The sequence below is a fragment of the Magnetococcales bacterium genome, assembly GCA_015228935.1.
Taxonomy (GTDB): domain Bacteria; phylum Pseudomonadota; class Magnetococcia; order Magnetococcales; family DC0425bin3; genus HA3dbin3.
The window spans coordinates 245,043-258,146 of the sequence record JADGCO010000001.1 but is presented as its reverse complement, the minus strand read 5'-3'; the positions used below and the strand labels follow the sequence as shown (position 1 = coordinate 258,146).

The window sequence follows — 13,104 nt, the reverse complement described above, 5'->3', positions numbered from 1 at the left end:
GACTGCCTTGACCATCTGGTCAGGACAGTCATGATCATCGCTACGAACACCGGATGGTTCCCGCCCGTTCAATCTGCTCAGTAACTGATGGGAATTATTTCGTCATTGGATGAATGAGTCTGTCACAGACAAAGCCAACCTGGAGCCTTGTTCCTGAGTTGGGATACCCTATCAGGCAACAAAGAGCAATGATCATTGTAAAAAGATTGTTTCTCAAACTGAATGGCAAACGGTTGCCGGTCTTTTCATAATCAATTATTTGGAATCAGCATTCAATCAGGATCCGATCGATTTTTTGAAGGCTTCCTCCCAGTTTTTTCCATCAAAATGTTCCTCCTTCCAGGCAGGCCGTTCCAGATCCACATCATCCAGGCAGTGGACGTTGATGGAATACATGTCGGGCGCACTCCGGGGATGACTGAAAGGGTGGATTCCGCAATAGCGACAGAAAAAATGCTTGGCGATACGGGTTCCCGACTGATACAAAGTGAGCGCATCGTTGCCGCTCAGCAAGGTAAACTGTTCAGCAGAGACACGCCAATGCAGGACGCCCTTTTTGGTACAAATGGAACAATTGCAACGTCTGACCTGGTGCATGTCCCCCGCCACTTCAAAACGCACTTTGCCACAATGGCAACTTCCTGAATGGATCGTCTTGGACACGAGGCAATCTCCTGTTTGAAAATGGGGCCAATATTGAATCCCGGTCAATTCAGGATATCGGAAAGCCCGGGTTACCTGAAACGCATGGCGTTGCGGGTGGGTATAAAAAATTGCCCGGGACCGCAAATCATGTATATTTTCGATACCGCGCATCGTGTTCTGGACGCAGTTTAATGTAAAAATCGGAGAAAAATCGTTGTGAAACAGAGTGGTCGTCTGATTGCAGCATCACTGGGGCCGGGAGATCCCGGACTCATCACCCGGGCCGCCTGGCGAGCATTGGAACAGGCACCCTGCTGGGCGTGGCCGGTGGGCCGTCGGGATGGCGAAAGCTATGCCCTGGCCCTGGTGCAACGCACGGGTCTGGCCCAACCGGCGCGAACGCTCCCCCTGGATTTTCCCATGACCCGCGACCCGGTTGCCCTGGCACGCCATTGGCAGGCAGCCGCCCAAAAAACCCTGGCCGTGTTGCAGGAAGGGGTGGATGTCGTGTTTCTGGTCGAGGGGGATGCGTCGTTTTTCGCCACCTTCGGTTACCTGTCGCAGACGGTGCGCAGCCTGGACCCCGCCATTCGAGTCACCATCATTCCCGGCGTCTCTTCGCCATTGGCCGCCGCCGCCCTGGAGGGGGAACCCCTCTGTGCCGGCGAAGGCACCCTGGCCATCCTGCCCGGCACCGCCGGCCTGGAACGAATTGGCCGGGTCCTGGATGACTTTCAAACCGTGGTGCTGCTCAAGGTGCGTCCGGTCCTGGATGCCCTGCTCGACCTGCTCGACCAGCGCCACCTGTTGCAGCGAACGGTTTTTGTCGAGCGGGCCGGGGCACCGGAAGAACGGGTGGTGCGTCAGGTGGCTGCCTTGCGGGGGCAATCCGTCCATTATCTCTCCTTGTTGATCATCCATGCCGGACAGGAGGACTCCTCCCCATGAATAAACCGGCTTTGGTGGCGATTGGCCGCCGGCGTGATGGTGATCATGAATTTCCTGCCATGAACAAACCGGTTTTGGTGGCAATCACCCGGCGTGATGTCGAACGGGATGCCTTGCCATGAAAAAACCGGCCCTGGTGGCGGTCACCCGGCGCGGTGCCGAACAGGCCCTCCGTCTGCGCACGGAACTGTGGCCTGAGGCCCGGTTGTTTGTCCTGAATTCCGATATGGCCACTGCCCCGGATCAGGTCCTGCCCCGCCCCTTGCGCGAACACATGACTGACTTGATGCGCACGTACAATCCGCTGGTGTTTTTTGCCGCCCTGGGCATCGTCGTGCGTCTGATTGCACCCTCGTTGCGCTCCAAGCGGGAAGATCCGGCGGTTCTGGCCATTGATGAAACGGCACGTTTTGTCATTCCCGTCGTCTCGGGGCATGTCGGAGGGGCCAATGACCATGCCCGACATCTGGCCGAATTTTTTGCCGCCACGGCGGTCATCACCACGGCATCGGACCTGGCCGGTTTGCCGGCCATCGATCTCCTGGGACGGGCGTGGCATTGGCAGATGGAGAGCGATCCCGACACCCTCACCCGGGTTGCCGCCCGGGTCGTCAATGGCGATCCGGTGGCCCTGCTCCAGGAAAGCGGCACCCGGCGCTGGCGGGAGCAATGGCACCCCTGGCCACCCCATATCGAGGAGATCAAAGGGATATCCCAGGCCGATCCCACCCGGCATCAGGCCTTGCTCTGGATCACCCAGCGCCCGCTTCCAGATGCGGTACGTACCACTTGGCAGGGGCGTCTGGTGGTGTATCGTCCCCCGCCCGGCCAGGGAGAACCCCTGGTTTTGGGCATCGGCTGTGACCGGGATACCAGCCTCGTCACCCTGACCACCGCCCTTGATCAAGTGCTGACAGCCCATGGCTTGTACCTGGAAGATGTGATCACCCTGGCCACCCTGGACCGCAAAGGGGATGAACCAGCCCTCCTGGCCGTGGCCGGTGATTTGGGGGTACCCTTGCGTCTGTTGACTGCCGCGCAGTTGTCCCGGGTGACCGTGCCGCACCCTTCGGCCATGGTGCTGGCCCATGTCGGGACCCCTTCGGTTGCCGAAGCCGCCGTCTTGCTGTTGACCGGACGTGAACCCGATGCTCTCCTGGTGGCCAAACATACCTATCGTGGCGAAGATGGCAAGAATGTCACCATCGCCGTAGCCCATGGTCCGTTGGTGGAGGTCGAGTCCCATGCCTGAAACCCGCCGTGGTTCCCTGAGCGTCATCGGTCTGGGTCCGGGTGCCCTGGAACACCTGACTGGCCGGGCCAGAGAGGCCATCATCGCCGCCGATGTCGTGATCGGCTACAAAACCTATCTGCGTCTGGTGGCCGATCTCCTGGTGGGCAAACGGGTGATCGAAAGCCCCATGCGTCAGGAACTGGATCGATGCGCCGAGGCCTGCCGGCTGGCCATGGCCGGTGAACGGGTCGCCATGGTCTCCTCGGGCGATGCCGGCATCTATGGCATGGCCGGACCGCTTCTGGAAATGCTCTTTCATGCCGGCTGGCAGCCCGATACCGGAGTCCGCTTTGAAGTGGTCCCCGGAGTCACCGCCCTGAGTGCCTGTGCCGCCCTGGTGGGGGCACCCCTGACCCATGATTTTTGCGCCATCTCCCTGTCGGATCTGCTGACCCCCTGGCCCCGGATCGAAAAACGTCTGGAAGCCGCCGCCAGCGCCGATTTTGTCACCGTCCTCTACAATCCCAGAAGTGGCCGCCGCACCTGGCAGATTGAACGCACCCGGGACATTTTTTTGCGTCATCGACTCCCGACCACCCCGGTGGCCCTGGTCACCGCCGCCTGTCGTGACCGTCAGGAAATTTCCCTGACCACTCTGGAGAAGATGGATTTTCAGGCCATCAACATGCAGACCACTGTTTTGATCGGCAACGAACAAACATTTACCCGACATGGAATCATGGTGACCCCCCGGGGCTATGCCGACAAATACGATCTCCAAGAACACCTGGAGATGCCCCCCTGAGCGCCGCCATTCTCATGATCCAGGGCACCACCTCGGACGCCGGAAAATCCCTTCTGGTAACGGCCTTGTGTCGTTCCTTGTGGCGGCGAGGGGTGCGGGTTGCCCCGTTCAAACCACAAAACATGGCCCTCAACAGTGCCGTCACCATCGATGGCGGTGAAATCGGTCGTGCCCAGGCGGTTCAGGCCCAGGCCTGTGGTCTGGAACCTCACACCGACATGAATCCCATCCTGCTCAAACCCAACTCCGATATCGGCTCCCAGGTGATTGTCCAGGGGCGACCCGTGGCCAATCTCAATGCCCAGGCCTATCGCGCCTTCAAACCCCGCGCCATGGCCCATGCCCTGGAATCCTTCCAACGGCTGCGGGACCGGTTTGAGGTCATCATCATCGAGGGAGCCGGCAGTCCCGCCGAAATCAACCTCCGGGAAGGGGATCTGGCCAACATGGGCTTTGCCGAACGGGTGGATTGTCCGGTGTTGATTGTGGGGGATATCGACCGGGGCGGGGTGTTTGCCCAGTTTGTCGGCACCCTGGAACTCCTGACCCCTGCCGAACAAAATCGGGTCCACGGCTTTATCGTCAACAAGTTTCGGGGGGATCCGGCCCTTTTGGAGCCGGGCCTGCGCTGGCTGGAAAACCGGACCGGCAAGCCGGTCCTGGGCGTCATGCCTTTTCTGCCCGGTCTCTATCTGGCTGCCGAGGACAGTTTTTTTCGTGATCCCATCCCGACGGCAGCCGGCCCCGAATCCCGTTTTCGGGTCCTGGTGCCCCGTCTGCCCCGCATCAGCAATCACACCGATCTGGATCCCCTGCGCCTGCATCCAGACATTGAATTACTCTGGGGCGAAAAAGGGCAACCCATTCCCGGTGCCGATCTGATCATTCTGCCTGGCAGCAAAAGCGTGCGGGCCGATCTGGCCTGGTTGCGCCAGAATGGTTGGGAAGCCGCCATCACACGCCATCTGCGTTATGGCGGCAAGATCATCGGCATTTGTGGCGGCTTTCAAATGTTGGGCACCACCCTTGAAGATCCCGACGGCATCGAAGGGATGCCCGGTTCGGAACCCGGCCTGGGCTGGCTCCCCATGACCACCCGTTTCCAGCCCCATAAAACACTCCTCAACACAACCGGTCACCTCGCCATGGGCAACCATGCCCCCGTGGCCGGCTATGAAATTCATATGGGCCAAAGCCACGGTCCGGCCCTGGAGACCCCTGCCCTGTTTTTGCATGGTCAACCCCACGGTGCCCTCTCCGCCGATGGCCAGATTCTGGGCAGCTATCTGCACGGCTTGTTTGATCAACCCGACGCCTGCCAGACCCTTCTCGCCTGGGCGGGCCTGAACACAACCCAAACCATCGATCTGGCCCAGCGCCGCGACAGCGAATTTGACCGGCTGGCCGATACCCTCGAACAAGGCCTGGATTTCCAGAAAATTCTGGATCTGTTGCAATCCAAGATCCCATGAAGTGGAGTACGCACTGGATTGTAATATAAAATTACTATTGACTAAGTTTTTTATTTAATTTGCCCCTTGCAAGGGATAGTGAATCTGCCCACATCTCACTCCATTCGGTGCAAATTTTTAATTGTCAATAGTTTATGAAATGCATAAAAACTACAATTGCTTACAGTTATCATAACTTGCGAAAACACTTGTATAATCTATAATGGCGTGTTGAGTTACATTTAATAGCTGACTCCCATTGTGGACGTATCCTGCAAGCTCATAGTAATTTTTGTGGGGCAATATGTATGGATGAAGGTAAGCTATATTCGATTGATTGCGATGATCTGAAACATGGAATGGTATTGTCTGACAATGTCTGCCATCCAGAACATGCAAAAATCGTATTGGCCACTCGTGGTCTTCCCCTGACTGAAGAACTGATCAACGGCTTGAAAAATATTGGGATAAAAGAGGTTAAGGCCCACCATTTGTTTGCTAAGGTGATCTTTGAGACTATCAAATATGTTGATCAAATGTTCGATATAATCGATAGCATCGCTAAACCAAATGATAATAAAAAAGAAACCATTAAAAATCTGAATGAAACAAAGATTCTTGTTGAGAGAAGAGTGAAAGATGCTTTGGATTTATTTAATCCAATGGCTGTTTCAGCTTTAACTGAACTTAATACATATCATTCTGGATCTGCTTTTCACAGCTTAAATACCGGATGCAACGTTATGGATCTAGGAAAAAATTTAAATTGGAGTGAAAAAAAGATAGTTCGCAGCGTCATGGCAGCTATTTTACATGATGTTGGAAAAAGAGATGTTGCAAAAAATTTGCTGGAATGTGAGATTAAATTGATTGGAGAACAGGAAAAAGATTTTCAAAAACATACTTTGCAAGGATTTCAACTCCTCCTGGAAGCAAATCAAGGCAACCTGAATGACGATGCCATGGCCGCATTAACCCACCATGAATGGTACGTCGAAAGTAATGAAGGCTATGGTGGTTTATCTACGTTTCGTAACAAGCTACTCAAGAATGATAATGATGAGAATGTCGTTAATATTAATGACTATCTTACACAAGCAAGTCAGGACCAGCTTGATATTCTTCAATCAATAATTATAGCTGATGCTCTATCATTATTAATTGAAAGCTCAACAGATAAAGAACGGATGCCTCCTATTAAAATTATGATAATCATGATTAATAATGCTAAACTTGGGCGTTTTAATCCGGATCACTTTCTTGCTTGGTACATGAAATATACTGATATTGACGGTGAACAAACATTACTTGAACGCAGCATAGGGAATGTGTTTTCATTTCCAAGGGAAATTGAAAATAAGTATTTTGAAGAACATACAGTGAATCTTCGAGATCCAATAAATATTCTCACAATTGAAGAGTTAATAAATATGGGTATATACACAGAAGTTAGAGATCTAGGACTGGATTTAGAACGTATGGAGTTGAGAGGAGGAATTCAAAAAACATTAATCGACAATAGAGTTTCAAAGTTGAAAAAAAAGCCAATAATAACAGACGAAATGTTAGTAAGGAATAATATAAAATTAGAAAAAAATAGCCTAAAACAAAAATCTATATATTTTAAAATAAATGTTTCTGTCCGTTGGCTTGCATATAACGCTATTAAAGATACTGATATATATAAAAAGTTAACCAAAGAATATAAATTTTATGATAACAGCATTATTGATAATGGCGGCGTGTCGATTGCTCGTATTGCCGATCTCATAATTAATAAAAATAGTAATCGTCTGGTCAAGAATAGCAAAAAAGAACTAATTAATGAAATTGAAAAGCTTTCAGACGATTATTATAAAAAAATAGGCTTAATATCCAAGAAATTTACGCTTTTATTACCCGCTTTTGAAGATAGATTTAATGGAGATGACTTAAAAAAGATGGGAGTTTTTGAAAATTTAAACGAATCACTAAAAAATAAATTAGAACTACATAAAAAAAGAAGTGTTTCAGCACAATTTATTTTGCGATATCTTAAAGGGAAAAGCGTCAACATGTCGTTTAGTAAATCCGATTTAAGAAATAAAGGAATAATCATTGAGAAAAAAATTCTCTACGACATGAAGATTGAGAATGTTGTAAAAGGAGGTGGTGGCAATAAAGCAATAATTTCATTTTATCGCGAGGAAGAACCGGAAGAAAGTATAAAATTTGTTATAAAAAATAAAAAATCAGATATCCTGATTCCACTTCCAGAAAATAAGGAAGAATGGCAGGATACTATCGAATTTGTTGAGTTTGATTTTAGCGACAGCATTAAATTGCCAGATTTCAGTAATATGACTGCTGGCAAACATTGGTATGCACGCGAACATCATGAAGATAATGATAACCGCCAATATAAGTACGATGTATTTATAAGCTACAGCAGCAAAAACAAGGAGGTAATCAACAAGCTGGCAGAACGTCTCAGAGGAGATAAATTTAAAGTATGGCTTGATACTTGGATATGCAAACCAGGGGATCAAATAGAACAGAATATTATAAATGGCTTAAAGGATTCTCGCGTGTGCTTATTGGCCCTATCTTGTCATTATATTAAATCGGAATGGACGAAAATGGAGCAAAATATAGCCTATTTTCGCGACCCTTACAATGAAGATAAGAGGTATGTTCCCATCCTGTTAGACGATTGCGAAATCCCTGAATCCTTAAAGAATATTGTTGGTATCGATTATAAGCAGGCAACAGAAGAAGGGTACGAAGAAATAGTTAATTTTTTAAGTAATAATCAATGCAAAATATGGTAACAAAGATATCTCATGGAATTCACCCCTCGCGCAACCACGTCTTCCAGAATACCCAGGGCATAGATGGTCGCCCCCGGTTTGCCAAGCCCTCAATCGATGATGGTGAGAAGGGGGAGATTGTGGCCATGGATTCGGACTTTACCGAGGCCACAAGCAAAATAACTGAGAATGTGATACTGGGAACGAGGCAAGAGTGACTGAATTATTCTTATTGCTGCCCATGGAAAAAGTATATAGCATTCGCTTGGTTACATCGGCATGGATTCCTGAAATTTCCAGGAAAATATCATCTTATCAGGAGGCTGTGATGCAAATCATCAACATGCAAGAGGCCAGGAAACATTTTTCCCGGTTTGTTGACCAGGCTGCCTCTGGTGAAGAAATCCTGATCGCCCGATCCGGCAGGCCGATAGCGCGTTTAGTTCCATTGGCTTTGCCCGAAAAAACACCCCGTAAACTCGGCATTGGCCAAGGTCGCTTTACCATGCCTGAAAATTTTTCTACTCTGCATAACGATGAGATCCAGCACATGTTTGAGACAGGAAAATAAAATGTCATGGAAAAAGCACTTCTTGATACTAATGTTTTACTTGCGGCAACCCTCAACCCTACTGTTCTTCCTGCCAACATCCAAATATTTCTCAAAAATCCTTCTTGTACAGTGTTTTTCAGTGCAACGAGCATATGGGAGATTGCCATCAAGCGTTCTCTTGGCAGGGTAACATTTGACTTCGAGCCAAAGGATATTCATGGCTTGGCGCTTGAGACAGGATTTATCGAGTTGCCCGTATTTTCAGTACATTGTTATGCCATCTCTCACATGGACTGGTATCACCGTGACCCCTTTGACCGCATGTTGGTGGCACAGGCACAGTCCATTCCCGCATATCTACTCACTACCGATGGTATTTTGAAAAAATATTCGGAACTTGTCAGGGAAATTTCGCTGGCCTTTCACGGATAACATACCTGCCTATCGCTTTTTTGTCCGTTGTAATAACGATGATCGTCGAGAAACTGAAAAAAGATTGAAGATGTTTAGAATCACCCCTCGCGCAACCACGTCTTCCAGGAAATCCACAGGCGGGGCAGGAGACCCAGGGTCACGGGGTGTTCAAAGACATTGAAATGGCGCATCTGCAAAACGTGCAGATAATGTTGATAGATGGCTCCCATGGCCAGGGCCGGGCGCATCCTGCGCCGTCCGATGGTGGAGGCCAAGCGGTCAACCTGTTGAAAATGTTCTGTTGCCACGGTTGCCAGACGCGCCAGGACCCCTTGCAGCTCCGGCAACCAGGTTCCGGCCAGCAGGCGTTCCGGGGCAATCCCCGCCTCCAGCAACATATCCAGGGGGAGATAGATCCGGCCCATGCGGAGATCCTCGGCCACGTCGCGCAAGACATTGGTCAACTGCAAGGCCACGCCGAGATGATGGGCAAACCGGTCCTCCTCCACGGCGTGGAGCGAGGCCTTTTCCAAACCGAATATGCGCATCGCCACCTGACCCACGGCCACGGCCACCTTGCAACAATAGAGTTCCAGATCGGCCAGGGTGGAAAAGCGCCGTCCTTCCAGGTCCATGGTCATGCCATCGAGGATGGCGAAAAAGGGAGCCGGATCGAGATCAAACCTGGAGTGCGCCCACAACAACTCCCGGGAAATGGGATGTTGCGGAACACCGGCAAAGGTGCGCGCCACTTCCGCCCGCCACCAATCCAGTTCCAGACGGGCCACAACCGGATCCTGACAGCAATCGACCACATCATCCACCGACCGGCAGAAGGCATACAATGCATACATGGCCCTCCGTTTTGGTGCCGGAAAAAGGCGCATGGCGTCGTGGAATGAAGAACCGGAGCGACGGGTCAACTCCTGGCAATACCGGGTTGGCGTCACAAGAAAACCCGCCGCACGGCCCGCAGGAGGCATCCCGTCCGGTCCCGGCCCTCCAGATGGTGCCGCATCCGCAACGTATTGCCTCCGGCAAGCTCGATCTTGTCCAAAACCGCCATGCCGGCCTGCCAGATGACGGCCAGTTCCAGATTGAACGGCCAGGGCAACAGATCGACCAGCGCATCTCCAGCCTGAAACAAGCGGCGTGTCTCTTCCACCAGGTAGAGCATCAAACTGCCCACAGATGGAGAAAACCGCCGTTCCAGGATCCATTTTTCATCCACCCCGAACCGTTCCATCTCTTCCCGCGGGACATAGAGGGGGCGTCCCTTCCAGGGATCCAGCCCCAAATCCTGCCAATGGTTGGTCAATTGCAGGGCCGTGCAGATGGCATCCGACCACCGCACCCCTTCAGGCTGGTCAACCCCGGCAAAATGCAACACCACCCGTCCGACCGGATTGGCTGAATAGCGACAATAGTCCTCCAATTGTTCGACCGTATCGTAGCGTTTGTTGGTGACATCGAGCCGAAAGGCAATCAACAGTTCATACAAAGGTTGCGTCGGCAGGCCCGTGGCCTGGAAGGTGTGGGCCAGGGCGCGAAAAACCGGATGATCCGGTTTGCCCGTCTCGGCCTGCCGCAAACGCCTGGACCAGTCATCCAGAAGTTGCAGACGTTCGCCAATCTCCCGCCCCGGGGTATCGGCAAAATCGTCGGCCATGCGGGCATAGGCATACACCGCATGCAAATACGGACGCACACGCCGCGGACACAGATAGGAACCTACCGGAAAATTTTCCGGATGCCCGCGCACGACCTCCGCACAATAATGAAAATCACTTTGCAGGGAGCCGGGGATGGGTTTCATGACGCGCATGTCGGCTGCAATCCACGGTTACCCAGCCCTGGGTTTCAAGCCGGGATCGGGCGATGCCAATTCCTTGCCGAGGCTGATATCCATTTCGCTCATCAAGACGGTTTCCACCCGGTTGCGTCCCCGTTCCTTGGCCCGATAAAGGCCGAGATCCGCACACTCCAGAAGCCGTTCAATCAACCAGCGTACCTGTTCACCGGCTCCGGGTAATTTTCCCTGCATTTCTGCTCCATCCTTTGCCAGAAAATCCACCAGGGAACAGACGCCGAAACTGGCGGTGACCTGAAGATGCTGATTGTTGATCTTGAAGCGCAGGGAAGCCACTTCATGCCGGATTTTATTGGCTGTGTTGATGGCGGATTCGAGATTGGTTTCCGGCAGGATGACGACAAACTCCTCCCCACCGAACCGGGCCAGATAATCCGATTGCCGCAATTGACCCCGGGTCTGTTCGGCCACGGCGGAGAGGACCTTGTCCCCGGTGGGATGGCCGTAGCTGTCATTGACATTTTTGAAATGGTCCAGGTCGATCATGAGCAGCGACAAGGGAAGATTATGACGCAGACTGCGTGCCACTTCCCGTTCCAGATGTTGATCCAGTGCCCGGCGATTGGGAACCCCGGTCAGGCGGTCGGTCAGGCTTTCCACCTTGGTTTGCGCCAATTCGCAGGAAACCTTGGTCAGAATCTCCTGGGTCTCCCGCAACTGGCGCTGGCTTTCGGACAACTGCTGGTAGACATGTTGCGTCTGGGCCTTGAGAGATTCCGCTTCGCGGACCAGAATTTCACGCAGCTCGACCAGATCCGTGACGCTTCTGGATCCTTTCAGACGTTCGATGGACCCTCCGAGCTTTTGGTCCAACCCTCCTGTCTGGCGTCGCACCTCCTGGATATACCCGGCCACTTCCGCCATCAGGTTGACGAAGGCTTCCCGTTCCTTCTGCCAGGCCTGATGCAATTTTTCGCCTTCCTGGATGACCCGATCACAGAAACCGGCCAGATCCTGAATGAATACGGGATCCCCAACATTCTGAACCCGGTGCAGAAAATCCCGGATGCCATCCTCGATCCAGGTTTCCCCCTGCCCCAGGATGCCGATACCCTGCAACAACAGCCAGACCAGATCCGCCGACAAGCCAACCTGACCCAAATCGGCCAGTTCCCGTTGTGATTCCTTGCCGAACCGCTCGGCCCTGGCCCACTCTTCGGCGCTTTCGCGCAGCCAACGTGCCACCAGACGCAACGGTTCCAAAAACCGGGGTTCCAAGTCCTCTTCGGGAACTCCTCTGGCCAGTTCCTTCAAAATCCGTTCGACTTCCTTTTGTCGAGCCTCATCCCGGGCAAAAACATACTTCACGCCATTGGTCAGAACGGAAATCAACAGGCGCAGGGCCGGATGATCCCGATGTGACTTGTTGAATACCATATCAAACATCCACTCCCGCACAACCTTGTGCGCCTCCATCCGTTCCGGATCCTGACCAGGGACTGCTCACCAGCCGGCTTGCCATGCCCGACATGTGACCAAACCCGCGACTCGACAAGCGCCGGCTTTGCAGCACCTGTCGCATAACCAAACCATCAACTCGCGAGACACGGGTCACCTGTTGCGCTGCGCCGGCTTTGCAGCACCTGTCGCATAACCAAACCATCAACTCGCGAGACACGGGTCACCTGTTGCGCTGTCGCTCCTGCCAGGAAGCCAGGGTTTCCCGGCGAATCGCAAACGCCCCGCTGGCACCAAAATGAAAAAAAATCCACTCCACGGGCAGATCCGGCCACTGGATTTTCATGATCTCTTCAACCTCATCACCCACCTCGCACACCAAAACACCTCCGGGGGTCAAATGGTCCGATGCCTGGGCAAGAATCGCCGCCACCAGAAGCAATCCGTCATCCCCTCCCCGCAAGGCGATGGCCGGTTCATGATGATATTCCCTGGGCAAGGCCTCGAAGGTGGCCTGGGGAACATACGGGGGATTGGTCACGATCAGATCGTAACACTCCCGCTCCAGATTTTGAAACAAATCCGTCTGCAACAGACGAATTCGTTCCCTGCATCCCAATTGGTCCCGATTGATCCGGGCCACTTCCAGAGCGGCAGGTGAGATATCGGCAGCATCGATGGCTGCGTGTGGAAACATTTCTGCCAGAGCCACGGCCAGACAGCCACTGCCGGTACACAGATCCAGGACACGCCGGACCCGTGCCGGATCCACCCAGGGTGAAAACCCCTCTGGATCGTCAAAAAAATTTTCAATGCATGATCGGGGAATCAGGACCCGTTCGTCCACATAATAACGCCGACCCGCAAAAAAGGCTTCGTGGGTGATGTACGCAACCGGCAAACGTTCACGAATGCGCACATCGATCACGGCGGTCACGGCATCTTCTTCGGTCCTGTTGACAAACCGGGAATAATGATCCGCCGCCGTCTCGAATGG

At 52.5% G+C, this 13,104-nt stretch carries 12 protein-coding genes; 7 read left to right on the top strand and 5 right to left on the bottom strand.

Features of this window, described 5'->3' with window-relative positions; all coding sequences use genetic code 11:
* Positions 1 to 276 precede the first annotated feature (276 nt).
* Positions 277 to 816, bottom strand: coding sequence for a GFA family protein (locus HQL65_01195; protein MBF0134827.1), 540 nt, complete (start codon positions 814 to 816; stop codon positions 277 to 279).
* 39 nt (positions 817 to 855) lie between these two features.
* Here HQL65_01195 and cobI point away from each other — a divergent pair, with 39 nt between their 5' ends.
* The 7 genes from cobI (at position 856) to HQL65_01160 (ending at position 8,857) form a co-directional block, all read left to right on the top strand.
* Positions 856 to 1,593, top strand: coding sequence for a precorrin-2 C(20)-methyltransferase (gene cobI / locus HQL65_01190; GenBank protein ID MBF0134826.1), 738 nt, complete (start codon positions 856 to 858; stop codon positions 1,591 to 1,593).
* Positions 1,594 to 1,711: 118 nt separating this feature from the next.
* Positions 1,712 to 2,845, top strand: a complete 1,134-nt coding sequence (locus tag HQL65_01185; GenBank protein MBF0134825.1) for a cobalamin biosynthesis protein — start codon at positions 1,712 to 1,714, stop codon at positions 2,843 to 2,845.
* Positions 2,838 to 3,632, top strand: coding sequence for a precorrin-3B C(17)-methyltransferase (cobJ, locus tag HQL65_01180; GenBank protein ID MBF0134824.1), 795 nt, complete (start codon positions 2,838 to 2,840; stop codon positions 3,630 to 3,632). The genes HQL65_01185 and cobJ overlap by 8 nt, the downstream gene beginning before the upstream one ends.
* Entirely contained in the window at positions 3,629 to 5,104 is a 1,476-nt protein-coding gene (locus HQL65_01175; protein ID MBF0134823.1) for a cobyric acid synthase, read from the top strand. The genes cobJ and HQL65_01175 overlap by 4 nt, the downstream gene beginning before the upstream one ends.
* A 287-nt stretch (positions 5,105 to 5,391) precedes the next feature.
* Positions 5,392 to 7,893: a TIR domain-containing protein gene (locus HQL65_01170; GenBank protein MBF0134822.1), complete on the top strand. Its 2,502-nt coding sequence runs from the start codon at positions 5,392 to 5,394 to the stop codon at positions 7,891 to 7,893.
* A gap of 307 nt (positions 7,894 to 8,200) precedes the next feature.
* On the top strand, positions 8,201 to 8,443 hold the full coding sequence (locus HQL65_01165; protein ID MBF0134821.1) for a type II toxin-antitoxin system Phd/YefM family antitoxin: 243 nt from the start codon (positions 8,201 to 8,203) through the stop codon (positions 8,441 to 8,443).
* Between the two features lie 6 nt (positions 8,444 to 8,449).
* Positions 8,450 to 8,857, top strand: coding sequence for a type II toxin-antitoxin system VapC family toxin (locus HQL65_01160; GenBank protein ID MBF0134820.1), 408 nt, complete (start codon positions 8,450 to 8,452; stop codon positions 8,855 to 8,857).
* 80 nt (positions 8,858 to 8,937) lie between these two features.
* Here the strand turns inward: HQL65_01160 and hpnD are convergent, their stop codons facing one another.
* The 4 genes from hpnD to prmB form a co-directional block, all read right to left on the bottom strand.
* Positions 8,938 to 9,822: a presqualene diphosphate synthase HpnD gene (hpnD, locus tag HQL65_01155; GenBank protein MBF0134819.1), complete on the bottom strand. Its 885-nt coding sequence runs from the start codon at positions 9,820 to 9,822 to the stop codon at positions 8,938 to 8,940.
* Positions 9,786 to 10,664 carry a squalene synthase HpnC gene (hpnC, locus tag HQL65_01150; GenBank protein ID MBF0134818.1) on the bottom strand — a complete coding sequence of 293 codons (879 nt, stop codon included), beginning with the start codon at positions 10,662 to 10,664 and terminating at the stop codon, positions 9,786 to 9,788. Before hpnC ends, hpnD begins: the two co-directional genes overlap by 37 nt.
* A gap of 18 nt (positions 10,665 to 10,682) precedes the next feature.
* Positions 10,683 to 12,125: a diguanylate cyclase gene (locus HQL65_01145; GenBank protein ID MBF0134817.1), complete on the bottom strand. Its 1,443-nt coding sequence runs from the start codon at positions 12,123 to 12,125 to the stop codon at positions 10,683 to 10,685.
* Between the two features lie 205 nt (positions 12,126 to 12,330).
* Positions 12,331 to 13,104, bottom strand: a 774-nt coding sequence (gene prmB / locus HQL65_01140; GenBank protein ID MBF0134816.1) for a 50S ribosomal protein L3 N(5)-glutamine methyltransferase, incomplete at its 5' end; no start/stop codon positions are given.